The sequence below is a fragment of the Kitasatospora sp. NPDC094015 genome, assembly GCF_040304075.1.
Classification (GTDB): Bacteria; Actinomycetota; Actinomycetes; order Streptomycetales; family Streptomycetaceae; genus Kitasatospora.
Genome location: NZ_JBEOUL010000027.1, coordinates 81,928 through 108,425, shown reverse-complemented (window position 1 = coordinate 108,425; position 26,498 = coordinate 81,928). Strand labels below are relative to the sequence as shown.

Genomic DNA, 26,498 nt, shown 5'->3' with positions numbered 1-26,498 from the left:
CACGAACAACCGCGCCAACCGGTTCACCCGAGCATCCAACTCCGCATACGTCCACGAAGCCGACCCGAACACCAACGCCGTCTCACCCGGCACCGAAACCGCCCGCTCCGCCAACAGATCCGCCACCGTCGCATCCGGCAGCACCCGACCCGTCGCCGCCCACTCCCCCAACACCGACGACCGCTCCCGCACCGTCAGCACGTCGAGTTCACGGACCAGCAGGCCCGGCCGGTCGACCAGCTGGACCAGCAGCGCGACCAGGCGCTCGGCGTGCTGCTCGACGGTGTCGCGCTCGAAGACGTCCGGCCGGAACTTCCACTCGAAGGAGAGCGCCGGGCCCGGGTTGGTGATGAAGATCAGCGGGAAGTGGGTGGCGTCCACGTCCACCACCTCCTGCACGCCCAGCGCCTCCCGGACGAGGTCGCGCACGTCCTCGTCGGCCGGGGTGTTGCGGAGCACCTGGAGGGTGTCGAAGAGCCGGCCGAAGCCGGTGCCGCGCTGGATCTCGCCGAGGCCGATCTGGTGGTGCGCCAGCAGCGCGGTCTGCTCCTGCTGGAGCCGGGTGAGGAAGGCGGCGACGGTCTCGGCGCCGTCGAGCCGGGCCCGGACCGGGACGGTGTTGAGGAACATGCCGATGGTCGCGTCGATGCCGGGCAGCTCGGCGGGGCGGCCGGAGACGGTCGCGCCGAACACCACGTCGGTCCGGGCGGTGAGCCCGGCCAGCAGCAGGCCCCAGGCGCCGGACAGCACGGTGTTCAGGGTGAGGCCGTGCTCGCGGGCGAACCCGCCCAGCCGCTCGGTGAGTTCGGCCGACAGGTCGGCGGTGACCTCCTCGGGCAGCAGGGCGGCGCGCTCGCGGGCCTGCGGCGCCAGCAGGGTCGGCTCGGCCAGGCCGGCCAGCGACTCGCGCCAGGCGGTGCGGCCCTGCTCCTGGTCCTGGGCGGCCAGCCAGCGCAGGAAGTCCCGGTAGGCGAGCCCGGCGGGCGCCGGGTCGACGGCGGCCGAGGTGCCCTGCTCCAGGCGCAGCCGGCACCCGGTCAGCAGCTCCTGGAGGAACAGGCCGGAGGACCAGCCGTCCCAGAGCAGCGCGTGGTTGGTGATCAGGATGCGCTGGCCGCCGCCGGGGGCGAGCACCGAGACCAGGCGCAGCAGCGGCGGCGCCGTCAGGTCGAAGCGGGTGAACGCCTCGCGGTCGGTGAGCCGGCGCAGCTCGGTCTCGAACTCCTGCGGCCCGAGGTCGGAGAGGTCGACCTCGGTCAGCGGCACGTCGACGGCGCGCGGCAGGAACTGGAGCGGCCGCTGCGGGCCGTCCTGGAGGAAGCCGACCCGGAGGTTGGGGTGGCGCACCAGGACCGCGGCGACGGCCGCCCGCAGCACCTCCAGCGGCACCCGGGTGGTCAGCACGACCACGTCGCGGGAGGTGTAGACGTCCAGTGCCTGGTCGTCGTACCCGGCCTCGAAGAGCAGGCCCTCCTGGAGCGGGGAGACCGGCCAGAGCTCCTCGACGTCGAGCTTGGGGGCGGCCGCGCGGACCGCTTCCAGCTCGGCGGCGCTCGCTGCGGGCAGCTCGGCGAGCTCGACCGGCTCGGCGGCCTGCCCGTCCTGCGCCCGGTGGTCGGCCAGCGCCGCGAGGGCGGCCGGGGTGCGCCGCTCGAAGACGTCGCGCGGGCTGAGCGAGAGCCCCTCGGCGCGGGCGGCGCCGATCAGGCGGATGGAGGAGATGCTGTCGCCGCCGAGCCGGAAGAAGTCGTCCTCGGCGCCGGTCCCGGGCAGCCCCAGCACCTCGCCGTACAGCTCGCAGAGCAGCTGCTCGGTCTCGGTGGCGGCGGCGCGGCCGGCGGTCAGGCCGGTGAAGTCCAGTGCGTCGTCCGGCAGCGCGGCCCGGTCCAGCTTGCCGTTGACGGTGAGCGGCAGCGCGTCCAGCACGGCGAACGCCGAGGGCACCATGTACGAGGGCAGCCGGGCCGCGACGGCGGCGTGCAGCTGCTCGGTGTCCAGGACGGCGCCGGGCGCGGGCACCAGGTAGGCGACCACCCGCTGGACGGTGCCGGCCCGCACCAGCACCGCGCTCTGCGCGACCCCGGGCTGCTCGGCCAGCAGGGCCTCGATCTCGCCGAGTTCGATCCGGTAGCCGCGGATCTTGACCTGCTCGTCGACCCGGCCGAGGTAGTCGATGCTGCCGTCGGCGCGGCGGCGCACCAGGTCGCCGGTGCGGTACATCCGGCTGCCGGGCTCCCCGAACGGGTCGGCGACGAAGCGTTCGGCGCTCAGGCCGGGGCGGTCCAGGTAGCCGCGGGCCAGCTGGGCGCCGGCCAGGTAGAGCTCGCCGCGGGCGCCGGCCGGGGCCGGGCGCAGCATCGCGTCGAGCACGTAGGCGCGGCCGCCGAGCAGCGGGCGGCCGATGCTCGGGGTGGCGCTGCCGGCGAGGTCGGCGAGGAGCGCGTCGACGGTGAACTCGGTCGGGCCGTAGTAGTTGAGGGCGGTGACGCCCGGCTCGGCGCGCAGCCGGCTCCACAGCGCCTCGGGCAGCGCCTCGCCGCCGAGCAGCAGCACCGACGGGCGGTGCTCGCCGGCCAGCAGCCCGGAGTCCAGCAGCTGCTGGGCGTAGGAGGGGGTGTTGTCCAGCACGTCGATGCGGTGCGCGCGGGCGTAACCGACCACGGCCTCGGCATCCCGGCGGTCCTGCTCGCCGAGCACGTGCAGCTCGTGGCCGCCGATCAGCCAGAGCAGCTGGTCCCAGGAGGAGTCGAAGGCGAAGGAGGCCGTGTTGAGGGCCTTCAGCCGTCCTCCGCCGGCCGCGCGGGCGGCCTCGGCGAAGGTGGTCCGCAGGTGGTCGTGGGCCAGGTTGGCGAGGCCGGCGTGCGGCACCACGACGCCCTTGGGGCGGCCGGTGGAGCCGGAGGTGTGGATCACGTACGCGGCCTGCGCCGGGTCGACCGGGCCGCCGCGCTCGGTGTCGGTGAGCGCGCCGCCGGGCAGCGCGGCGAGTGCCGCAGCGGTGGCGGGGTCGTCCAGCAGCAGCACGGTGGCGCCGGGCACCTCGGGCAGCCGGGCGGCGACCGCGCGGGTGGTCAGCAGGACGGCGGGGCGGGCGTCGTCGAGCAGCAGGGCGAGGCGCTCGTCCGGGTGGTCCAGGTCGAGCGGCAGGTAGGCGCCGCCGGCCCGCAGCACGGCCAGGATCGCGGTCACGGCCTCGGCGGAGCGGGGCAGCGCCAGGGCGGCGATCCGCTCGGTGCCCAGGCCGCGGCAGAGCAGCAGCCGGGCCAGCCGGTCGACCCGGTCGTCCAGCTCGGCGAAGGTCAGCTCGACGGTGGCCGGGGCGCCGGCCTCCCCACCGGCCGGGGCGGGCAGGGCGGGGGCGACCAGGGCGCGGGAGTCGGGGGTGCGGGCGGCCTGCTCGGCGAACAGGCCGGCCACGGTACCGGCCGGCACCGTGTGGGTGCCGCCCGAGACGGTGGCGGGCAGCGCGGCGCGCTCGGCCGGGCCGAGCAGGTCGAGCCGGGCGAGCGGGGTCTCCGGGTCGGCGGCGAAGGCGGCCAGCAGGGCCAGCAGCCGGTCCGCGATCCGCTCGGCCTCCTCCCGGGCGAACAGCTCGGGCCGGTACTCGACCTCGACCCGCAGTTCGGCGCCGGGCAGCACGGTCGCGCCCAGCGGGTAGTGGGTGGCGTCGCGGGCGCCGAGGCCGGTGACGGTCAGGCCCTCGGTGGAGCCGATCGCGCCGGCCAGCGCGTCGCCGCCGCCCTGGTAGTTCTCCACCACCAGCAGGGTGTCGAAGAGAGCGCCCTCGACCGCGGCCCGGCGCTGGATCGCGCCCAGGCCCAGGTGCTGGTGGGCCATCAGCTCGGCCTGCTCGCGCTGGACCGCCGCCACGGCGTCGGCCAGGGTGGCGCCGGGGGCGAGCCGGACCCGAACCGGCACGGTGTTGATGAACAGGCCGACCATGCCGTCCGCGCCGGGCAGGTCGTCCGGGCGCCCGGAGACGGTGGTGCCGAAGACCACGTCGGTGGTGCCGGTGAGGGAGCCGATCAGCACGCCCCACAGGGTGTGGGCCAGGTTGCCGAGCGTCAGGCCGCGGCTGCGGGCGGCGCCGGCGACCGCGGCGGACAGCTCCGCGTCGGCGAGCCGGGTCACCAGGCCCGGTTCGACGGCGGTGCCGGTGGCGGCGCCCGGGGCCACCGGGTGGGCCTGCTCGAAGCCGGCCAGCGCGGCCGACCAGGCGGCCTCGGCAGCGGCGGTGTCGCGGGTGGCGAGCAGCGCCAGGTGGTCCTTGTACGGGCGGACCGGCGGGAGCACCGACGGGTCGCCGCCGGAGCCGTACAGGGCCAGCAGTTCGCGGACCACGATCGGCATCGACCAGCCGTCCAGCAGCAGGTGGTGGCAGGTCAGTACGAGCCGCGAGCGCTCGGCGCCCAGCCGCAGCAGGGTGAGCCGCAGCAGCGGCGGGGCGTCCAGCTCGAACCGGTGCTCCCAGTCCTCGTCCATGGCGGCGCGCACCCGGGCGTCCTGGGCCTCGCCGGTGAGCGCGCTCAGGTCCAGCTCGCGCAGCGGGTTCTGCACGGCGCGCTGGACGAACTGGACCACCGCCTCCGGGTCCTCGTACCAGAAGCCGGCCCGCAGGTTGGCGTGGCGGGCGAGCAGGGCGTCCACGGCGGCGGCCAGCCGGGCGGTCGCGATCGGGCCGGCGAGGTCCAGGTGGGACTGGACCACGTAGACGTCGCGGGCGGTGTCGTCGTAGAGGGCGTGGAAGAGCAGCCCCTCCTGGAGCGAGGAGAGCGGGTAGACGTCCTCCAGGGCCGACGCGGCCGGGGCCTGGGGGTCGTCGAGCGGGGCGGTGGAGTCGTTCATCACGGTGTTCTCGGTCCTGAGGGTCGGGGCGGGGCGGTCGGGGTCGTCGGACGGGACGGCGGGGCGGGTCATCGGCGACGCCGCTTCAGCCGGGACTCCAGCCGGTCGATCTGGGCCTGCTTCAGCGAGACCAGGCTCAGGTCGGACGGGGTGACACCGCCGGCGGCGCCGCCCGCGGTGTGCCGGGCGATCGCGTCCAGCGCGGCGAACCAGGCGTCGGCCAGCGCGGTGACCTCGTCCTCGGTCAGCAGGGCCTGCGGCCAGCTCCACTCGACGGCCAGCTCCGGGCGCCCGTCGGGGCCGGCCTGGACCACGGCGTCGATCTCGAGCGGGTAGCCGGCGGCCATCGCCGGGTCGGGCCCGGCCGCGGCGGCGACCTGGACGCGCTCCGGTGCCGGGGCGAGCGGCCAGCCGCCGAGCGTCCCGGTGGCGCCGTCGGCCCGGCCCCGGTAGTTGAACAGCACCTGGGAGCGCGGGAGTTCGGCGAGCAGCGGGGCGCTCTGCGGGTTCAGGTGGCGCAGCAGGCCGTGGCCCAGACCGCGGTCGGGCACCGCCCGCAGCTGCTCCTTGACCTGCTTGAGGACGCTGCCGGCGGCCTCCCCGCCGGCCAGTGCCGCGGCCGGGTCGAGCCCGGCGAGGTCCAGGCGGACCGGGTGCACGGTGGTGAACCAGCCCACGGTGCGGGCCAGGTCGGGGGCGAGGCTGCCGTCGTCGCTGCCGCCGCGGCCGTGGCCCTCCAGGTCGATCTGGACGGCCGGGGCGGCGCCGGGCCGCGCGGTGGCGACGCCGAGCGCGAGGCCGGCCAGCAGCACGTCGTCCACGCCGGCGCCGAAGGCCTGCGGAACGTCGGCCAGCAGCGGCGCCGTGCGGTCGGCGGGCAGCGTGCGGCGCAGGGTGCGCACGGTGGCGACGGTGTCCCGCGCGGGGTCGGCGGTGAGCTGCGCGAGCGGTCCGGCGGGGCCGCCCAGGGCGGTGCGCCAGCGGGCGGTCTCGGCGAGCCGGCGGCGCTCCCCGGCGTGCCCGAGCAGCTGCTCGGACCAGGCGCGCAGGGTGGTCGCCTCGGGTTCGAGGACGGGCTGCCGGCCGGCCGCGAGCGCGGCGTACGCGGTGGCCAGGCCCGGGACCAGGGTGCGCCAGGAGACACCGTCCACGGCGAGGTGGTGGACGGTCAGCAGCAGCCTGCCGTCCTGCCCGGTGCCGGCGTCGAACCAGACCGCGCGCAGCACCCGGCCGGCCGCCGGGTCGAGCCCGGCGGCGGCCGCGTCGGCCTCGCGGGCGAGCGCGGCGGCGAGGCCCTCCGGCGTGAGTCCGGCGGCGTCGACCCGGCGCAGGGTGTCCGGCTCGGTGGCGGCCGGGGCGGCGGCGAGCGGCAGGATCTCCTGGGTCCACAGGCCGTCGGTACGGTCCAACCGCAGCCGCAGGGCCGGGTGGTGGCCGGCGAGCGCGGCCAGCGCGCGGCGCAGCGGCTCCTCGCGCAGCCCCGCCTCGACGGTGAGCAGCACGGACTGGTTGAACCGGTCGATCGGGCCGCCGCGCTCGCGCAGCCAGTGCACCACGGGCAGCGCGGGCAGCTCGCCGTCCACCACGACCGGCGCCGCGGGGGCGGGGCCGTGGGCGGCCGGGGCGGGCAGCCCCTTGGCGGCGGCGGCCAGCGTGGCCGGGGTGGGGTACTGGAAGACGTCCTTGGCGGCGATCTCGAAGCCGGCCTTGCGGGCCCGGCTGACCAGCTGGATGGAGACGATGCTGTCGCCGCCGAGGGCGAAGAAGTTCTCCTCCTCGCCGACCTCGGGCAGGCCGATCACCTCGGCGAAGACCTTCGCCATGGCGGCCGCCGGGCTGCCGTGGCCGGACCCGCCGGTGGTGGCGGGCCGGGCGCCCGGGCGGCCCGGGTCGGGCAGCGCCTTGCGGTCGAGCTTGCCGTTGACGCTGAGCGGCAGCGCGTCCAGCACGGTGACCACCGCGGGCACCATGTGCTCGGGGAGGACCGCGGCGGCGGCCGCCCGGACGGCGTCCCCGCCGACCGAGGCACCGGCCTGCGGGACGACGTAGCCGAGCAGCTGGCGCGGGCCACCCTCGGTGAGCGCGCGGGCGGTGACGGCGGCCTGGCCGACGCCGGGCACGGCGGCCAGCGCCGACTCGACCTCGCCGAGCTCGATCCGGAAGCCGCGCACCTTGACCTGGTCGTCGGTGCGGCCGAGGTACTCGACCTCACCGTCCACCCGGCGGCGCACCAGGTCACCGGTGCGGTACATGCGTCCCCCGCCGGTGCTGAACGGGTCGGCGACGAAGCGGCCCGAGGTCAGGCCGGGGCGGCCCAGGTAGCCGCGGGCCAGCTGCACGCCGGCCAGGTACAGCTCACCGGGCACGCCGACCGGGACCGGGCGCAGCCGGGCGTCCAGCACGTACAGCCGGGTGTTCCAGACCGGCCGTCCGATCGGCACCACGCCGGCGCCGGCCCAGGCCCGGTGGTAGGTGACGTCGACCGCGGCCTCGGTCGGGCCGTACAGGTTGTGCAGCTCGATCTGCGGCCACAGCGCGGCGAACCGCTCGACCGCGGCGGCGGGCAGCGCCTCACCGGAGCAGAACACCCGGCGCACCCCGGCGAAGCCCTCGCGGATCGCCCGGTCCTGCTCGGCGGCGCCGGTGAAGGCGGTGAGCATCGAGGGCACGAAGTGGGTGGCGGTGATGCCGGCCCGGGCCGCCAGGGCGGCCAGGTACTCGGGCTCGCGGTGGCCGCCGGGGCGGGCGAGCACCACCCGGGCGCCGCTGACCAGCGGCAGGAAGAACTCCCAGACCGAGACGTCGAAGCTGGCCGGGGTCTTCTGCAGGATCCGGTCGGCGGGCGTGATGCTGTAGACCTCCCGCATCCAGTCCAGCCGGTTGACGATCGCCCGGTGGGTGACCAGTACGCCCTTGGGGCGGCCGGTGGAGCCCGAGGTGAAGATCACGTACGCGGCGTGGTCCGGGCCGGGGGCGGCGGGCTCGGCCTGCGGGCCGTCCGCGTCCACCGTCAGCAGCGGCACCCCGGGGACCCGGGGCAGCGCGTCCAGCTGGTCGGGCACGGTCAGCACGCACACCGGGGCGGCGTCCTCGACCATGCCGGCCAGCCGCTCGGCCGGGTACTCGACGTCCAGCGGCAGGTAGGCGGCGCCGGACTTCAGCACGGCCAGCAGGGCGACCATCAGCTCGGCCGAGCGCGGCACCGCGACGGCGACGATCCGGTCCGGTCCGGCGCCCGCGCCGGCGAGCACCCGGGCCAGCCGGCCGGCCCGCTCGTCCAGGGCGCGGTAGGTCAGTTCGGTGCCCTCGAAGTCCACCGCGACGGCGTCCGGGGTGGCGGCGACGCACTCGGCGATCCGGGTGAGCAGGGTGCCCTCGCGGACCTCGCGGTCGGTGGCGTTCCACTCCCCCGCCAGGCCGCGCCGCTCCTGGGCGGCGGTCAGCTCGATCCGGCCGGCCGGGCGGGCCGGATCGGCCAGCGCCTGCTCCAGCACCCGGACCAGCCGGGCCGCGAACAGCCGGGCGGTGGCCCGCTCGAACAGGTCCTCGGCGTAGATCACGGTGAGGTCGGTGCGGTCGCCGTCGGCGGACTCCACGAAGGTGAAGGCCAGGTCGAAGCGGGCGGCGTGCACCGGGTCGGGCAGCAGTGCGGTGCGGGCGCCGAGCAGGGTGTCCAGGCCGCCGGCCTCCCGGCGGTGCTGGACCATCACCTGGAACAGCGGGTGGCGGCCGAGCGTGCGCTCCGGGTTGACGATCTCCACCAGCCGGTCGAACGGCAGGTCCTGGTGGGCCAGCGCGCCGAGCACGGTCTCCCGGGAGCGGGCCACCAGCTCGTCGAAGGACGGCTCGCCGGACAGGTCGTGGCGCAGCACCAGGGTGTTGACGAAGAAGCCCACCACGGACTCCACCGCCTCGTCGGCGCGTCCGGCGACCGGGGTGCCGAGCGCCACGTCGGTGCTGCCGGCGAACCCGCCGAGCAGCAGCGCCGCCGCGGCCTGGGTCACCATGAACGGCGTCGCGCCGGTGCGCCGGGCGTACGCGCGCAGCGCGCCGTGCAGCTCGTCCGGCAGCCGCAGCCGCACCGAGCTGCCGCGGCCGGTGGCCTCGGCGGGCCGGGCCCGGTCGGTGGGCAGGGCGAGTTCGGCAGGCAGCGCGGCCAGCCGCTCGGTCCAGTAGCGGGTCTGGGCGGCGGCGGGGCCGTCCTGCTCGGTGAGCAGCTCGGCCTGCCACAGCGCGTGGTCGGCGTACTGCAGCGGGAGCGGGGCGAACTGCGGTGCGCGGCCGGCCAGTCGGGCGGCGTAGGCCTGGTCCAGGTCGCGCAGCAGCACGCCCTCGGACCACTCGTCGCCGGCGATGTGGTGCAGCGCGATGCTCAGCACGTGCCGCTGCGGGCCGGCGCTCAGCAGGGTCGCCCGGACCGGGATCTCCTCGGCCAGCTCGAAGGCGTACGCGCCGGCGGCGGCGACCGCGTGGTCGAGCCGGTGGCTCGTCACCTCCTCGACCGTGAACGGCACTCCGGCCTGCTCGGGGGTGAGGATCCGCTGGTACGGCCGGCCGTCGCGGTCCGGGAAGACCGTCCGCAGCGCCTCGTGCCGGGCCAGCACGTCGCCGAACGCGGCGCGCAGCGCCTCGGGTTCGACCGCGCCGTCGATCCGCAGCGCGCACGGGATGGTGTACGCGGTGCTCGCGCCCTCCAGCCGGTGCAGGAACCAGAGCCGGGCCTGCGCGGCGGACAGCGGCACCGGCTCCGGGCGCGGTCGGGCCACCGGGCCCGGTCGGCCGGCCGCGGCGGTGGCGAGCCGGGCGGCGAGCGCGGCGGCGGTCCGGGTCTCGAACAGGTCGCGGACGGCGGTGCTCACCCCCAGCGCCGAGCGGATCCGGCCGATCACCCGGGTGGCCAGCAGCGAGTGGCCGCCGAGCGAGAAGAAGTCGTCGTCCACGCCGACCGAGGGCAGGCCGAGCACATCGGCGAAGACGCCGCACAGCACGGCCTCGCGCTCGTCGCGCGGGCCGCGCCCGGCGGGGGCGGCGAACGCGGCGGCGGCCGGCTCGGGCAGCGCCTGCCGGTCGAGCTTGCCGTTGACGTTCAGCGGCAGCGCGTCCAGCAGCACGATCGCGGCCGGGACCAGGTACTCGGGCAGCTGCGCGGCGAGCGCCTTGCGCAGCTCGCCGGCGTCGAGGCCGGCGGCGGGCGCGGCGACCGCGTAGCCGACCAGCCGCTTGACCCCGCCGTCGGCGCGGACCACCACGGCCGCATGGGCGACGCCGGGCAGCGCGCCGAGCGCGGCCTCCACCTCGCCGGGCTCGACCCGGAATCCGCGGATCTTCACCTGGTCGTCGTCGCGGCCCAGGTAGTCCAGGGTGCCGTCGGCACGCCACCGGACCAGGTCGCCGGTGCGGTACATCCGGCCGCCGGGCGCGCCGAACGGGTCGGCGACGAAGCGGCTCGCGGTCAGCGCGGGCCGGTTGCCGTAGCCGCGGGCCAGACCGGGGCCGGCGATGTACAGCTCGCCGGGCACGCCCGGCGGCACCGGGCGCAGCCGCGCGTCCAGCACGTACACCCGGGTGTTGCCGATCGGGCGGCCGACGAACGGGGTCGGGCTCTCGTCCAGCGCGGCACCCAGGGTGTCGACGGTGTACTCGGTGGGGCCGTAGAAGTTGTGGCCGAGCACGCCCTCGGTCTCCCGGATCCGCGTCCACAGCGCCTCGCCGACCGCCTCGCCGCCCACCAGGAACAGCAGCGGCCGGTGCTCGGCGGAGTCCAGCAGGCCCCACTCGACCAGCTGCTGGCCGAACGAGGGGGTGACGTCGAGGGTGTCGATCCGGTCGGCGAGCAGCCGGGCGGCCAGCGCCTGCGGGTCGCGCCGCAGGTCCTCGCCGTAGACGTGCAGCTCGTGGCCGCGGATCAGCCAGAGCAGCTGCTCCCAGGAGGAGTCGAAGGAGAACGAGGCGGTGTGCGCGGCCCGCAGGCGGCGGCCGCCGGCGGCCTCGACCGCCCGGGCGAACACGGTGGAGCCGTGGTGCTCCAGCATGTTGGCCAGCCCGCGGTGCGGCACCTGGACGCCCTTGGGGCGGCCGGTGGAGCCGGAGGTGTGGATCACGTAGGCCAGGTCGTCGGCGTCCGGGCGGCGCGGCTCGGCGGCGAGCGCGCCCAGCTCGGTGACGGGCAGCGCACCGAGGCCGTGGGCGACGAGCACCGGGTGCCGGGCGGCGACCTCGGCGGTGGTGAGGGTCAGCAGCGGGGCGGCGTCCTCCAGCATCAGGGAGATCCGCTCGTCCGGGTGGTCGAGGTCGACCGGCAGGTAGCCGGCGCCGGACTTGAGGACCCCGAGCAGGGCGGCGACCAGGTCGGCGGAGCGCGGCAGGGCCAGCGCCACCACGTGGCCGGGGCCGGCGCCGAGCGCGGCGAGGTGGCGGGCGGTCAGCTCGACCCGGGCGGCCAGCTCGGCGTAGCTCAGGCGCTGCTCGCCGAAGACCACCGCGGTCAGCTCGGGGGTGGCGGCGGCGCGGGCCTCGAAGGCGTCGACCACGGTGCCCTCCGGCACCGGGCGGGCGGTGGCGTTCCAGCGCTCCAGGACCAGGTCGCGCTCGTCGCCGACCAGGACCTCCATCGCGCCGACCGGGGTGCCGGGGGCGGTGGCGATGGTGTCGAGCAGGCCGAGCAGACGGGCGCCGGTGGCGGCGGCCTGCTCCGCGCTGAACACGTCGGGGCGGTACTCGACGGTCAGCTGCGGGGCCTCGCCCGGCAGGGTGAGCACGGTCAGCGGGTAGTGGGTGGCGCCGCGGTTGCCGATGCCGGTGACCGCCAGGCCGCGCGCGGTCAGGGCCGCCGGGTCGACCGGGTAGTTCTCGAACACGAGCAGGGTGTCGAACAGGGTGCCGTGCCCGGCCAGCGCCTGGATGTCGGCCAGGCCCAGGTACTGGTGGTCCAGCAGGGCCGACTGCTGGGCCTGCAGGCGGGCCAGCGCCTCGCCGACCGGCTCCTCGTCCCGCGGCTCGAACCGCACCGGCACGGTGTTGCTGAACAGGCCGACCATCGCCTCGACGCCGGGAAGGTCGCCGGGGCGGCCGGAGACGGTGGCGCCGAACACCACGTCGGTGCGCCCGGTGAGGCGGCCGAGCAGGATCGCCCAGGCGCCCTGGACCAGGGTGTTGAGGGTCAGCCCGTGCCGGCGGGCGGTGGCGGTGAGCGCGACGGCGGTGGCGGCCGGGATCGGCAGGTGCAGCTCGCGGCCGGCGGCGGCCGGCCCCTGGGCGGGGGTGCCGAGGCTGTCGGCGAGCAGGGTCGGCGCCTCCAGGCCGGCCAGCGCGGTCCGCCAGGCGGCGGCGTCGGCCGCGGTGTCACGGCGGGCCAGCCAGGCCAGGTGGTCGGCGTACGGGGTGGCGGCGGGCAGCGCGCCGGCGTCGCCACCGGCGCCGTACGCGGCGATCAGCTCGCGCAGCAGGACGGGGGTGGACCAGCCGTCCATCACGATGTGGTGGCGGGTCAGCACCAGGCGGTGGTGGTCGGGGCCGAGCGCGAGCAGCGCGCAGCGCACCAGCGGCGGGCGGGCCAGGTCGAAGCGGCGGGAGGCCTCGTCGTCCTCGATGCCGGCGATCGCGGCGGCCTGCGGGCCCCCGGCCAGCGCGGTGAGGTCGTGCTCGGTCCACGGCACGGCGACCCGGCCGGCGACCAGCTGGAGCGGGTGCTCCAGCCCGGCGTCGGTGAAGCCGGCGCGCAGCGCGGTGTGCCGGTGGACCACCTCGTCCACGGCCCGCAGCAGGGCCGGGCGGTCCAGCGGGCCGCGCAGCTCCAGCGAGGTGAGCGAGGTGTACAGGTCGTCGGCGCCCTCCTCGCGCTGGTAGAGCGCGTGGAAGAGCAGGCCCTCCTGGAGCGGGGAGAGCGGCAGCACGTCCTCGGTGCCGGGGTGCTCGGCGGCGAGCCGGTCCAGCTCGCCCTGGGTGACGGCGGCCAGCGGCACGTCCGAGGGGGTGAGCCCGCCGGCGCCGGGGGCGGCGGCGTACGCGGCGAGGGCGTCCAGTGCCTCGAACCAGCGCTCGGCGATCTCCCGGACGGCCTCCTCGGTGAGCACGCCGTGCGGCCAGACCAGGTTGACGGCCAGTTCGGCGCCGTCCGGGCCGTCGTGCACGAAGGCACCGATCTCCAGGGCGTGCGCGGCCGGCAGGGCCGGGTCGGCGCCGGCCGCGACGGCGTCGCCCGCCTCGCGGGCGGCGGTCCAGTCGGCGCCGGTGGCGGTGAAGCGGCCGAGGTAGTTGAAGAGCAGCTGGGGCTCCTCGGTGCCGGTCAGCGCGGGGCCGGAGACCGGGTCGAGGTGGCGCAGCAGGCCGTAGCCGGCGCCCGAGTCGGGCACCGCGCGCAGCTGCTCCTTGACCAGGGCGAGGGCGCGGCCGGCGGCGGCGGTGCCGGCCCGGGCGGCGTCCAGGTCGACCCCGGCGAGGTCGAGGCGGGCCGGGAACTCGCTGGTCAGCCAGCCGACCGTGCGGCCGGTGTCGGCGCCGGGCACCAGCTGGTCCTCGCGGCCGTGGCCCTCCAGGCGCAGCAGCAGATCGGCCCGGGCGTCCTGGCCGTGGCGGGCCCGGCGGCGGCCGAGCAGGGCGAGCGCGAGGCCGGTGAGCAGCACGTGGTCCACGCCGGCCCGGTGGGCGGCGGGCACGGTGGTCAGCAGCGGGGCGGTGCGGCCGGCGGGCAGGGTGAGCCGCAGCCGGCGGGCGGTGGCGGCGGTGTCCCGGGTCGGGTCGAGCGGGCGGTCGCCCAGCAGCGGGCCGGCGCCGTCGGCCAGGACGGCCTGCCAGTACGGGAGTTCGGCGCGCACGGCGTCGCCGGTGGCGGCCTCGGCCAGGCCGAGCGCCCAGGCCCGGAAGGAGGTGCCGACCGGGTCGAGGGTGCGGCCCTCGTAGGCGGCCCGCAGGTCGGGCAGCAGGATCCGCCAGGACACGCCGTCGACCGCGAGGTGGTGCACGGCGAGCACCAGCCGGCCCGGGGTGTCGGGGCCGGCGTCCAGGTGGACGGCCTGGAGGACGGTGCCGCGCTCGGGGTCGAGGCGGTCGACGGCGGCCTCCCGCTCGACGGCGGCGGCCGCGTCCAGCTCGTCGGCGGCGACCGCGATCCGGCCGAGGGCGGGGCCGGCGGCCGGATCGGCGGCGGGGCGGATCTCCTGGCTCCAGCTGCCGTCCTCGTCGACCCGCAGCCGGATCCGCAGCGCGTCGTGGTGCTCCGTCAGGGCGCGGAGCGCGGCGGCCAGGCGGTCGTGGTCGACCCCGGCCGGCAGGGTGACCACGGTGTGCTGGCTGAACCGGGCGATCGGGCCGCCGCGCTCGCGCAGCCAGGAGCTGATCGGGGTGGCGGGCAGGGCGCCGACGGCGGCCTCGGCCGGGGCGGCCGCGGGCCGGTCGGCGGCGCGCAGCTCCTCCGCGACGGCGGCGATCCGGGCGACGGTGCGGCGCTCGAAGACCACCCGCGGGGTGATCTCGAAACCGGCCTTGCGGGCGCGGCTGCCGAGCTGGATGGCGGAGATGCTGTCGCCGCCGAGCGAGAAGAAGTTGTCGTCGACGCCGACCGAGGACAGGCCGAGGACCTCGGCGACCAGGTCGGCGAGCACCCGCTCGGCCTCGGTCCGGGCGGCCCGGCCGCCCTCGCCGCCGGTCGCGGCGGGGGCGGGCAGCGCCTTGCGGTCGAGCTTGCCGTTGAGGCTGAGCGGCAGCGCGTCCAGCCCCATCAGCACCGCGGGCACCATGTGCTCGGGCAGGGTACGGGCCAGCTCGGTGCGCAGCGCCTCGGCGTCGGCCGGGGCGGGCACCAGGTAGCCGACCAGCTGGCGGGCGCCGCCGGGGGTCAGCTCACGGGCCGTCACGGCCGCCTGGACGACGCCCGGCAGGGCCTCCAGGGCGGCCTCGATCTCGCCGAGCTCGATCCGGAAGCCGCGCACCTTGACCTGGTCGTCGGTGCGCCCGAGGTACTCCACCGTGCCGTCGGGCGCCCAGCGCACCAGGTCGCCGGTGCGGTAGAGCCGGCTGCCGGTGGCGAACGGGTCGGCGACGAAGCGGCCGGCGGTCAGACCGGGGCGGCCCAGGTAGCCGCGGGCCAGCTGCACGCCGGCCAGGTACAGCTCGCCGGGCACGCCGACCGGCACCGGGCGCAGCTCGGCGTCCAGCACGTACAGCCGGGTGTTCCAGACCGGGCGTCCGATCGGCACCACGCCGGTGCCGGGCTCGGTGCGGTGGTAGGTCACGTCGACGGCGGCCTCGGTGGGGCCGTACAGGTTGTGCAGCGGCACCTCGGGCAGGGCCGCGTACCAGCGGTCGACCACGTCGCCGGGCAGCGCCTCACCGGAGCAGAACACCCGGCGCAGGCCGGTGCCGTGCTCGGCGACGGCGGGCTCCTCCAGGAAGGCGCGCAGCATGGACGGCACGAAGTGCAGGGTGGTGACCCGCTGTTCGGCGATCAGCGCGGCCAGGTAGGCCGGGTCCTTGTGACCCTCGGGGCGGGCCAGCACGACCGAGGCGCCCTCGCACAGCGCCCAGAAGAACTCCCAGACCGAGACGTCGAAGCTGGCCGGGGTCTTCTGCAGGACGCGGTCGTCGGCGCCGAGCCGGTAGGCGTGCTGCATCCAGGCGAGCCGGTTGACGATGGCGCGGTGGGTGACCACGACGCCCTTGGGGCGGCCGGTGGAGCCGGAGGTGTAGATCACGTACGCGGCGTGGTCGGGCGCCACCTCGGGCAGGCCGGGGGCGTCCTCGCCCGCTCCGGCGGTCTCGGCGGTCGCGGCGGCCTCGGGGGCCTCGGGGCCGATCAGCAGGGCGGTCGCGCGGGCCGCGGCGGGCAGCCGCTCCAGCAGGGCCGGGACGGTGACCACGCGGACCGGCGCGGCGTCCTCGACCATGTACGCGAGCCGCTCGGCCGGGTAGTCGGCGTCCAGCGGGAGGTAGGCGGCGCCGGACTTGAGGACGCCCAGCAGGGCGACCATCAGCTCGGCGGAGCGCGGCACCGCGACCGCGACCACCCGGTCCGGACCGGCACCGCCGGCCACCAGGGTGCGGGCCAACGCGTCCGAGCGGCGCGCGAGTTCGCGGTAGCTCAGCTGCGCGCCCTCGAACACCACGGCCACCGCGTCGGGGGTGGCCGCGCAGCGCTCGGCGATCCGGGAGACCAGGGTGGCGTCGGGCAGGTCGCGGTCGGTGGCGTTCCAGCCGTGCAGGACCTCGTCCCACTCGGCGTCGGCGAGCAGCCGCAGGGCGGCCAGCGGCTGCCGGGGTTCGGCGGCGAGCCGGGCGGCCAGGCCCGCGCAGCGGCGGGCGTGGGCGGCCAGTTCGGCGGCGGTGTAGAGCGCCGGGTTGGCGTCGAACTCCAGCACCAGCAGGTCGTCCGGGGTCTTGCTGACCGAGACCGAGAGGTCCTCGACCGGGCCGGAGGCCAGGTTCACGGTGCGGCCGGGGGTGCCGTCGAAGTCCAGGTCGAGGTCGAAGGGCTTCAGGTTGAGCAGCGGGCCGTACAGGCGGTCGTCGGTGCCGACCAGGCCGAGGTCGCGCCTGATCTCCTCGCCGCGGTGCAGCTGGTGGCGGCGGGCGTCGCGGAGCTCGCCCACGGCGCGGCCGAGCAGCTGCTCGAAGGTGTCGGCGCCGGTGACGGCGAGCCGGACCGGGAGGATGTTGACGGCCATGCCGGGCACCCGCAGCGTGCCGGGGGCGGTCCGGGCCATGAAGTGCATGCCGAGCACGGCGTCCCGGGTGCCGGTCATCCGGTGCAGGTAGCCGGCGACGGCGGCGAGGGCGGCCTCGGCCCAGGTGGCGCGGGCGGCGCGGGCGGCGGCCAGCAGCGCCGCGGAGTCGGCGGCGGTGAGCTCGATCCGGTGGCGCAGGGCGGTGGGGCCGGCCGGGGCGCTCTGCTCGGTGAGGCCGACCACCCGGGGCCGGTCGGCGAACCGGTCCTGCCAGTACGCGCGGTCGGTGCCGGCCCGGTCGGAGGCCAGGTAGGCGCGCTCGGCGTCGGCGAGCAGCGCGACCGGGCGCAGCGGGCTCTCGGGCACGGCGGCGCCGCGGCTGAGCGCGGTGTAGACCTCGGCGACCCGGCGGGTGAGCAGGGCGACGCTGTAGCCGTCCACGACCAGGTGGTGGAACCACTGGTACCAGAGGTGGCGGTGCTCCCCGGTGCGGACCAGCAGGGCGCCGGTGAGCGGGCCGGCCTGCTCGCCCTCCAGCACGGTGGGCACCGCGAGCTGGCCGCGGACCAGGTCGGTGGCGGCGGTAACCGGGTCGGCGGCGCCCCGGGTGTCCAGGCGCGGCAGCCGGAAGGCGGCGGCGTCGAAGCCGGTGGGCACCTGGTGGGTGCGGCCCTGGTGCTCGGTCAGCCGCACGTGCAGGCCGTCCGCCTCGGCCAGCACCCGGCCGAGCGCGGCCTCCAGCAGGTCCGGGTCGAGCGGGCCGTCGAGTTCGACGTACTGGCCGACGTTGTAGGACGGGTTGTCGGGGTCGATCCGCTGGGCCGCCAGGACGCCGGCCTGGGCCGCCGTCAGCTCCTGCGGAGCGGTCGGCTCCGCCTGCGTGGTCCCGGTGCTCGCCTCTGACATGGTCGGCCCTTCCCGAATCTGTGCGGCCCCGCCGAACGCGTCGGCCCGCGGCTCGGCGCTGTGTCGTGCGGTGTGGTGCGGTGGTGCGGGTCCGGGCGGCCGCCGGCGGTGGCGCGGCGGCCGCCCGGACGCGGGGGCTAGAGGCCCTTGAGGATGGTCTCGATCTGGTTCAGCACGTCGATCGAGGTGCCGTACCGGTCGGTGGTGGCGTAGGTGATCGGCAGCACCTTGTTGGCCTGGACGGCCTTGAGGTTCTTCCAGGAGGGCTGCTTGTCCAGGTCCTTGGTGTCCTGCGGGACCTCGCCGGTGGCGGCCATCCGCGGCACCAGGATCACGTCGGCGTCGGCCAGCACGTCGAGCTTCTCGGTCGAGTAGGTGACCTCGTGCTCGGCCGGGTCGGTGGACGCCTGGGAGAAGGTGGCGCCGGCGTCCTTCAGCACGCGGCCGACCCAGGAGCTGCTGGTGTCGACCAGGAACTCGCCGCCGCCGTAGGAGGAGGCGACGCTCCACTTGACGGTGTTGAGCTTGGCGGCGTAGTCGGTCTTGATCTTCGCGGCCTTGGCGTCGTAGTCCGACTTCAGCTTCTTGAACTCGGCCTCCTTGCCCACCGCGGTGGCGATCTTCTCCTGCGCGTTCAGCAGGTCGACCGGCTTGTCGACGCCGAAGTACAGGGTGGGGGCGATGCCTTCGAGCTTCTTGACGCCCCAGTCGAAGGCGGTGGCGCCCTCGACCACGATCAGGTCGGGCTTGAGGGAGGCGACCTTCTCGATGTTGATCTCGATGCCGGAGCCGATCGGCTCGATCTTCTTCGCGGCCTCGGTCTGCGAGGGCAGCAGCTCCATCGGGTTGTTCTCGTCGATGGTGCTGGTGCCGACCGGCTGCACGCCGAGGTCGAGCAGCGCGCCGGTGGCGTACGAGATGCCAACGACCCGCTTGACGTCGGCGGGGACGGTGACCTTGCCGTTGGTGGCCTCGACGACCTTCGGGCCGGAGGCGGCCGGGGCGCTGCTGCCGTCCTTGGCGGCCGGCGCGGAGTCCTTGCTGCCGCCGTCGGAGCCGCACGCCGTCAGCGCGAGCATGGCCACGGCCGAGGCGGCGGCGGCGAGTCTGACGTTGCGGGTCGACAGGACACGGGTGTTCATGGTTCTCCTCAGGGGTGACGCGGGTCTGCGCAGCGGTGTACGGCGGCCGGGCGCGCCGTTCCGGACGGGCCGTCGGCCACCGGGTCGGTGGGGGGTGCGGTCAGTGGGGGGTGCGGTCAGTGACCGAGCAGGTAGGCGGACCAGGCCCGGACGGTGGGGGCCTGGCCGAGGTCGGCCAGGTCGGCGAACTCGGCCTTGGCGCCGCGGGCCCGCCAGAGCTCGACCAGGCTCATCAGCCGGATCGAGTCGAGGCCCAGGTCGCGCAGGTCGTCGTCGTCACCGATGTCCTCGGGCCGCTCGCCGAGGATGTCGGCGAGGTCGGCCCGCAGGCTGTCGGGGTCCAGGCCCAGCGGGCCGGTGGTGGTGCTGTCGGTCATGCCGGTGGTCCGTTCGGTTCCGGGGGCTGGCGTGCTGGGGGGTCGGCCGGGTGCGGGCCGGCTCAGCCGGCGATGCCGAGCTGGGCGTCCTCGGCCCGCAGCTGGCGGCCGGTGTGGCGCAGCAGCAGCGAGTCGCAGATCTCCCCGGAGCGCACGGCCAGGGTGGAGAGCAGCGAGGAGGTGATGCCGTGGGTGTGCTCGGTGCCGCCCTGGAGGTAGATGCCCACGTCGACGTGGTCCGCCGTCAGGATCCGGTGGTCGCGGTCGACCCGGAGCCGGCCCAGCTCGTCGGTGTGGCAGGCCTCGCCGAGCGGGCCGAGCAGCTCCCGCGGGTCGACGTGGGTGTAGCCGGTGGCCAGCACCACGGCGTCCGACTCCAGCACGCTCTCCACGCCGGTGGTCAGCGAGCGGACCGCGGCGCGGGCGCCGTCGGCGGTGTGCTCGACCCCGGTCAGCCGGGTGGCGTTGAGGATCCGCAGCCGCTCCCGGCCGCTGACCTTCTCCTGGTACACCGTCCGGTACAGCTGCTCGATGAGATCGCCGTCCACCACCGAGTAGTTGGTGTTGGCGTGGTAGTCGAGCAGGGCGCGCTTGGTCTCGTCCGGCGCGGCGTAGAACTCGTCCACGGCGGCCGGGTCGAAGATCCGGTTGGCGAACGGGCTGTCGTCCGCCGGGCTGTAGCCGTAGCGGCCGACCACGGCGCAGATCTCGGCGTCGGGGAAGGTGCGGTGCAGGTACTCGACGGCCTCGGCGGCCGACTGTCCGGCGCCCACCACGGTGAAGCGGCGGTGGCGCAGTTCGCCCTGCTCGGCCAGCTCCGGTGCGCGGAACAGCAGGTCGCGGGTGTGCCAGACGCGCTCGCCGGCGCTGACGCCGGCGGGCAGGCGCGGCTTGAGGCCGGTGCCGACGGCTATGTTGCGCGCCCGGTGGACCCGGCGGTCGGCCGGTCCGGCGACCGCCTCGGAGACCACCTCGACCAGCTCGACCCGGCCGCCGGTCTCGACCGGGCGGACCTCGACCACGCGCCGGCCGTAGCCGGTCCAGGCGCCGAACTCGGCGGCGCACCACTCGAGGTAGTCGTGGAACTCCAGGCGGGTCGGGTAGAAGCTCTTCTGGTTGATGAAGTCGGCCAGCCGGCCGCGCTCCTGCAGGTACGTCAGGAAGGTGAAGCGGCTGCGGGGGTCGCGCATGGTGACCAGGTCCTTGAGGAAGGACACCTGCATGGTGGCCCCCTCCAGCAGCATGCCGCGGTGCCAGCCGAAGCGTTCCTGCTGCTCCACGAACCGGACCTGGAGCGCCTGCTCGGGGTCGCGGCGGTTGTGGTCGTCGATCGCGATGGCCAGCGCCAGGTTGGCCGGGCCGAAGCCGATGCCCACCAGGTCGTCGGGCCCGTCGCCTCGATCGATTGCGCCGTTGTCGCGCGACATGCTCGTCCTTCCGTTGACTGCTTGCAGATCGGCCCGTCGGAGCGTCCGCCCCCCGACCGACCGGGCCAGGCACCGACGCACCACTACAAGGTAAGGCTTACCTAACTTCTACGATTCGCGAGAGGGAGTCAAATTCGCTCCGCACACGCAGCGAACCGCTCGACCTGCACTCAAGGCCGTCCGACCAGCACCGGAACGGCCTCGGGGCCCGGCTCGGCGACCGCCGCGGCGGCGTCCGGCACGACCTCCGTGCCGGCTCCCGGGCCGGCGAATGCGCGCAGCAGACCGTGCCGCACCCGGCCGTCCAGCACCCGGGCGCTGCCCACACCGGAGCGCACCGCCCGCAGGCAGCCCTCCATCTTGGGCAGCATGCCGCTCGCCAACCCCGGGAGCAGGTCGGCGAGTTCGGTCGCGGCCAGCCGGCGGATCACCCGGTCCGAACGCGGCCAGTCCGCGTACAGGCCCTCCACGTCGGTGAGCATCACCAGCATCTCGGCGCCCAGCGCCACCGCCAGCGCGGCGGCCGCGGTGTCGGCGTTGACGTTGTAGACGTTCCCGTCGGCGCCGCGCGCGATCGAGGAGATCACCGGGATCCGGCCGTTGGCGAGCAGCGCCCTGGGCACGGCGGTGTCGATGCCGACGATGTCGCCGACCAGGCCGATGTCCACCTGCTCGCCGTCCACCACGGCGTACCGCTTCACCGCTGTCATGGTGTGGGCGTCCTCGCCGGTCATCCCGACCGCGAACGGACCGTGCGCGTTCAGCAGGCCGACCAGCTCACGCTGCACCTGACCCGCCAGCACCATCCGCACCACGTCCATGGTCTCCGGCGTGGTCACCCGCAGGCCCGCGGTGAAGGTCGAGGCCAGCCCCTGCCGGGCCAGTTGGGCGCTGATCTGCGGGCCGCCGCCGTGCACCACGACCGGGTGCAGCCCGGCGTACCGCAGGAAGACCACGTCCTGGGCGAAGGCCGCCTTGAGGTCCTCGTCCACCATGGCGTTGCCGCCGAACTTCACCACCACGGTCCGGCCGCGGAAGCGCTCGAGCGACGGCAGTGCCGCCAGCAGCCCGCGGGCATGCCGCGGCCCGTCCCGGTGCGCGCCCAGGCGACTGCTCACTGGTCCCCCAGAGTTCAGGAAGTCCGCCACGGCGCACCGCCTGCGCCGTCACCCGCGCCCCCGCGCCACCCCTTCACAGGGCCGGTGCGGCGGCGGCCCCGACTCCCGGGACCGTATTAGGCAAGGTTTACCTTACATAGGTCGATCCCACCTCGTCACCACCCGGGTCGTGGCCGGCTCCGGTCGAGCGGCCGCCGCGGCCGCCCCCGGCGACGGGCCCTGGGGCTCAGCCGAGGTCGACGGTGAACCAGACGGTCTTCCCGGTGGCGGTCGGGCGGGCGCCCCAGCTGCGGGCGAGCACCTCCACCAGGCTCAGGCCCCGGCCGTCCTCGCTGGACCGTCCGGCGAGCCGCGGCACCGGCAGCGCCGGGCTGGTGTCGGAGACCTCGACCGTCAACTCCCGGGCCGTGCGGTGCAGTCGCAGCCCGATCGGGCCGCGGGCGTGCCGGACGGCGTTGGCGATCAGCTCGGAGCTGAGCAGGCAGACGGTGTCCTCGGCCTCCGCGCACCCCCAGGAGCGCAGGCCGTCCCGCAGGAAGCGGCGGCCCTCGGCGGCGGACCGGGCGAGCGCGGGCAGCTCCAGCGCGGCGGTGGCCAGCGGGGGCGCCGGCAGGTGCGCGAGCAGCAGGGTGACGTCGTCCGGGTAACGGTCCGTACCGGGCAGCATGGCCCGCAGCACCCGGTCGGCGACCACCTCCAGATCGGGTGTCCGGGTGAACGCCCGCGCCAACTCGTCCGCCAGCGAGCAGAGCTGGATCCCGAGGTCGCTCTCCGGCGTCTCCACCAGACCGTCGGTGTAGAGCACCAGCGTGGAGCCGGGCGGGACGGGCAGCGTGGTCTGGCGGTGCGGGACCTCGCCCACCCCGAGCGGCACCCCGACCGGGGCGAGCAGCTCGCGCACCGTGTTGTCCGGGGAGACCAGCAGCGCCGGCAGGTGGCCGGCCGAGCAGATCGCCACCTCGCCGGCGTCCGGGTCGATCACCAGGTAGCAGCAGGTGACCAGCTGGTCCGGCAGGTCGGCCACCACCGCGTCCAGGGCCTGCATCAGCTGCCGCGGCGGCATCCCGGTCTTGGCCAGCGCGTGCGCCGCGGAGCGCAGTTGCCCCATCACGGCGGCGGCCTCCAGCCCCCGGCCCATCACGTCGCCGACGATCGCGCCGATCCGCCCGGCGCCGAGCGGCACCAGGTCGAACCAGTCGCCGCCGACCCCGGCCCCCTCGGTCGAGGCCAGGTAGCGGCTGGCGGTGCGCATCCCGGGGATCTCCGGCGGCGAGCCCATCAGGCTGCGCTGCAGGGTGAGCGCGATGTGCCGCTGCTGCTCGTAGAGCCTGGTCAGCTCCAGCTCGGCCCGCTTGCGGTCGCCGACGTCCCGGACGATCGCGGAGGCGCCGCACAGCGTCCCGTACTGGTCCCGGGTGGGCCAGAGCGTGACGTCCACGTCCAGCAGCCGCCCGCCGGCGGCCAGCCGCAGCGACTCGTGGTTCTCCACCCGCTCGCCGCGGGCCAGCCGCTCCAGCAGGGTGCTCACCTCGTCCTTGAGGTCCGGCGGGGCGAGCGTGTCGATGTGCCGGCCGGTCGCCTCCTGCGGGCCGTAGCCGTACAGGCGTTGGGCGGCGGCGTTCCAGTAGGTGATCAGGCCGTCCAGGGTGTGGGTGATGATCGCGTCCTGGGAGGACTCGACCAGCGCGGCGAGCTCGCTGATCCGGGCCTCGGCCGCCTTGCGGTCGCTGACGTCGCGGATGGCGGCGGAGACCAGCAGGCCCTCGGCGGTCTCCAGCGGGCTGAGGCTGATCTCCACCGGGAACTCGGTGCCGTCCCGGCGCAGCCCGTACAGGTCGAGTCCGGAACCCATCGGGCGGGTGCGCCGGGTGACGGTGTAGCCGCTGCGGTGGCGCGGGTGGTGGGCCCGGAAGCGCTCGGGCAGCAGCGCCTCCACCGGACGGCCGAGCAGCTCGTCGCGGCGGTAGCCGAACAGCGCCTCGGTCTGCGCGTTGACCAGCCGGATCACCCCGCGGTCGTCCACGATCACCATGGCGTCCGGCGCGGACTCCAGCAGCCCGCGGAACCGTTCCTCGGCGGCGCGCAGTTCGGCCATGTCCCGGTCGGGGGCGGCGCCCTGCGCGGGGAGCGCGACGGTGCCGACGGCACCCCGGTCCGAGGGTCCGTCAACCTGGTGACTGCGTGCGGCGACCATGGGAGAGGACGCTAGTGAGGCGGCGGCGCCGGGTGGAGCCGTGTGCGGAAACACATGCGGAATGGATGGTTCCAGACCGTTTGTGCCCGTTCCCGACCGGATCCGCTCCGTTTACTCATCGGGCGTCGGCCCCGGGCGGGGGTCGGCGGCCGGGAGTTCCGCGGCCGGGAGTTCGGCGGCCGGGAGGACCAGCAGCATGGTGGTGCCCCCGCCCGGGGTGTCCTCGACGTCGAGGGTGCCGCCCATCGCCTCGGCCAGGCCGCGGGACAGCGCGAGGCCGAGGCCGACGCCGGTGGTGTTGTCGGTGTCGCCGAGGCGCTGGAACGGCAGGAAGACGTCCTCCCGGTGCTCGGGCGGGATGCCGGGGCCGCGGTCGACCACCCGGATCTCCACGAACCGGTCCGCGGGGCCGCCCCCGCCCGCGGGCTCGGGAAGGCTGCTGGCGGTGACCAGCACCGGCGCCCCGGGGGCGTTGTGGCGCAGCGCGTTGGTGATGACGTTGGCCAGCACGCGCTCCAGCAGCGGCGGATCGGCCAGGACGGCGGGCGCGCTGTCGAGGTCGAGCGGCTGGACCGGCGCGTCGGGGTCGGCCAGCGACTCCATCACCCCGGGCAGCACCTCGTCGAGGTGGGTGGGCGCCAGGTGCAGGGTGAGCGCGCCGGCCTGGAGGCGGCTCATGTCCAGCAGGTTGTCCACCAGGCGGGTGAGCCTGACCAGCGATTCGTCGGCGAGGGTGAGGAGTTCGTCCCGGTCCTCGGCGGAGAACTCCACGTCGGGGCTGCGCAGCGAGCCGATCGAGGCGAGGGCGGCGGCCAGCGGGGTGCGCAGGTCGTGGCTGACGGCGGCGAGCAGGGCGGTGCGCATCCGGTCGGCGGCCCTGATCGGCTCGACCTCGGCGGCGGCGGTGGCGAGCCGGTCCCGTTCCAGCGCGGCGGCGACGTGCGCGGCGAACGCCGCCAGGACCCGCTGGTCCGCCGCGGGCAGCCGGCGGCCGGTCAGGACCAGCAACGCGCCCGGGCCGGACGGGACTTCGGTGACCTCCCGGGCGGCCCGGCCGGCCGGCCCCGGGTCGCCGCCGCCGTCACCGTCGCTGCGCGCGAGGACCTGGCCGCCGGTGCGGTCGAGCAGCGCGACGGAGTCCATGCCGAAGGCGGTACGGGACTTCTCCAGCAGGGCGGGCAGGGCGTCGGCGCCGCGCAGGACGCTGCCGGCGAGCGTGGAGAGGGTCTCGGCCTCCGCGGTGGCCCGGGCCGCGCGGCTGGTGAGCTTGGAGGCGCGGTCGACCACGGTGGAGACGGTGAGCGCGACCAGCGCGAAGACCACCAGGGCGAGCACGTTGTTGGGCTCGGCGATGGTGAAGGTGTGGACGGGCGGGATGAAGTAGTAGTTCAGCAGCAGCGAGGCGACCAGCGCGGCCAGCAGCGCGGAGAGCGCCCCGCCGAGCAGGGCGACCGCAACCACGCCGAGCTGGAAGATCAGCGCGACCGTGGTCAGGTTCAGCGCGTGCGACCGGGAGAGGCCCGCGGTGAGCAGGAACGGCAGCACCAGCCCCGAGGCGAACCCCGCCGCGGTGCGCCGGCCGGAGTGGCGCCGCCCCAGCGAGGGCAGCCGGCCGCGTCCGGTGAAGGCGTGGGTGACCATGTGGACGTCGATGTCCTCGGAGCCGTCCACGGTGGTCTCGCCGATGCCGGGCCCGGTGAGGAACCGGCTGGTGCGGCCGCGGCGGCTGGTGCCGAGCACCAGTTGGGTCGCGTCGTGGGCGCGGGCGAAGGCCAGCAGCGCGGTCGGGATGTCGTCACCGACCACCACGTGGTAGCTGCCACCGAGGGCCTCCACCAGGCGGCGCTGCTCGGCCAGGTTGCCCGGGGAGGCGCCCGCGAGGCCGTCGGAGCGGGTGACGTGGACGGCGAGCAGGTCGCCGCCGGCAGTCCGGTCGGCGATCCGGGCGGCCCGGCGGATCAGGGTCTCCCCCTCGGGGCCGCCGGTGAGGGCGACCACGACCCGTTCGCGGGCCTCCCAGACCCGGTCGATGTTGTGGGTGGCCCGGTAGTCGCGCAGGCCTTCGTCGACCCGGCCGGCGACCCAGAGCAGGGCGAGTTCCCGCAGCGCCGTCAGATTGCCGACCCGGAAGTAGTTGGCGAGCGCCGCGTCCACCTTCTCCGCCTGATAGACGTTGCCGTGCGCCATCCGGCGCCGGAGGGCCTGGGGTGCCATGTCGACGAGTTCGAGCTGGTCGGCCCGGCGGACCACCTCGTCGGGGACGGTCTCGCGCTGCGGGGTGCCGGTGATCTTGCGGACCACGTCGTTGAGCGACTCCAGGTGCTGGACGTTCACGGTGGTGATCACGTCGATCCCGGCGGCCAGCAGGTCCTCGACGTCCTGCCAGCGCTTGGCGTGGCGCCCGCCGGGCACGTTGGTGTGGGCGAGTTCGTCCACCAGGACCACCGCCGGCCGGCGCGCCAGGATCGCGTCGAGGTCCATCTCGGTGAACCCGCTCCCCCGGTAGGTCCGGCTCGCTCTCGGCACCACCTCCAGTCCGTCGAGCATGGACTCGGTGTGCCGGCGGCCGTGGCACTCGATGAAGCCGACCACCACGTCCGCGCCGCGGTCCCGTCTGCGCCGGGCCTCGTCGAGCATCCGGTACGTCTTGCCGACGCCCGGCGCCGAGCCGAGGTAGACCCGCAGCCGGCCGCGCCGTCCGCGGCTGCCGAGGGTGAGGTCGCGGGGCATGGGCGCTGTTCTCTCCTGGGATCGTTGCTGTCGGGTCGTCACCGCTGCGCGGGTGCGGCGGCCGGGCCGGCCCGGGTACGGGGGCGCTCCCCGTACCCGGGC

At 76.0% G+C, this 26,498-nt stretch carries 8 protein-coding genes; all 8 read right to left on the bottom strand.

Annotated features, from left to right (window positions below; genetic code table 11):
- Window positions 1-4,917 (bottom strand): non-ribosomal peptide synthetase (locus ABT014_RS26815; RefSeq protein ID WP_350641763.1); only part of this gene is annotated, 4,917 nt, incomplete at its 3' end.
- Window positions 4,914-17,408, bottom strand: a complete 12,495-nt coding sequence (locus tag ABT014_RS26810) for a non-ribosomal peptide synthetase (protein WP_350641762.1) — start codon at window positions 17,406-17,408, stop codon at window positions 4,914-4,916. The genes ABT014_RS26815 and ABT014_RS26810, both read right to left, overlap by 4 nt.
- A gap of 137 nt (window positions 17,409-17,545) precedes the next feature.
- A complete protein-coding gene (locus ABT014_RS26805) occupies window positions 17,546-18,550 on the bottom strand; it encodes an ABC transporter substrate-binding protein (RefSeq protein ID WP_350641761.1) in 1,005 nt (334 codons plus the stop codon).
- Window positions 18,551-18,666: 116 nt separating this feature from the next.
- The gene (locus ABT014_RS26800; protein ID WP_350641760.1) at window positions 18,667-18,927 is read right to left on the bottom strand and encodes a phosphopantetheine-binding protein; all 261 of its coding nucleotides are present in this window, start codon (window positions 18,925-18,927) and stop codon (window positions 18,667-18,669) included.
- Window positions 18,928-18,989: 62 nt separating this feature from the next.
- Complete coding sequence (locus ABT014_RS26795; RefSeq protein ID WP_350641759.1) at window positions 18,990-20,354, bottom strand: lysine N(6)-hydroxylase/L-ornithine N(5)-oxygenase family protein; 1,365 nt, start codon at window positions 20,352-20,354, stop codon at window positions 18,990-18,992.
- Window positions 20,355-20,524: 170 nt separating this feature from the next.
- Window positions 20,525-21,472, bottom strand: coding sequence for an acetylglutamate kinase (gene argB, locus ABT014_RS26790; protein ID WP_350641758.1), 948 nt, complete (start codon window positions 21,470-21,472; stop codon window positions 20,525-20,527).
- Between the two features lie 226 nt (window positions 21,473-21,698).
- The gene (locus ABT014_RS26785; protein ID WP_350641757.1) at window positions 21,699-23,666 is read right to left on the bottom strand and encodes a PAS domain S-box protein; all 1,968 of its coding nucleotides are present in this window, start codon (window positions 23,664-23,666) and stop codon (window positions 21,699-21,701) included.
- A 111-nt stretch (window positions 23,667-23,777) separates the two neighbouring features.
- Entirely contained in the window at window positions 23,778-26,396 is a 2,619-nt protein-coding gene (locus ABT014_RS26780; RefSeq protein ID WP_350641756.1) for an ATP-binding protein, read from the bottom strand.
- Window positions 26,397-26,498 lie beyond the last annotated feature (102 nt).

Coding starts and splice junctions, on each gene's coding strand:
- ABT014_RS26780 (WP_350641756.1), bottom strand. CDS start 26,396: ATGCCCCGCGACCTCACCCTCGGCAGCCGCGGACGGCGCGGCCGGCTG.
- ABT014_RS26810 (WP_350641762.1), bottom strand. CDS start 17,408: ATGTCAGAGGCGAGCACCGGGACCACGCAGGCGGAGCCGACCGCTCCG.
- ABT014_RS26785 (WP_350641757.1), bottom strand. CDS start 23,666: ATGGTCGCCGCACGCAGTCACCAGGTTGACGGACCCTCGGACCGGGGT.
- ABT014_RS26795 (WP_350641759.1), bottom strand. CDS start 20,354: ATGTCGCGCGACAACGGCGCAATCGATCGAGGCGACGGGCCCGACGAC.
- ABT014_RS26805 (WP_350641761.1), bottom strand. CDS start 18,550: ATGAACACCCGTGTCCTGTCGACCCGCAACGTCAGACTCGCCGCCGCC.
- ABT014_RS26800 (WP_350641760.1), bottom strand. CDS start 18,927: ATGACCGACAGCACCACCACCGGCCCGCTGGGCCTGGACCCCGACAGC.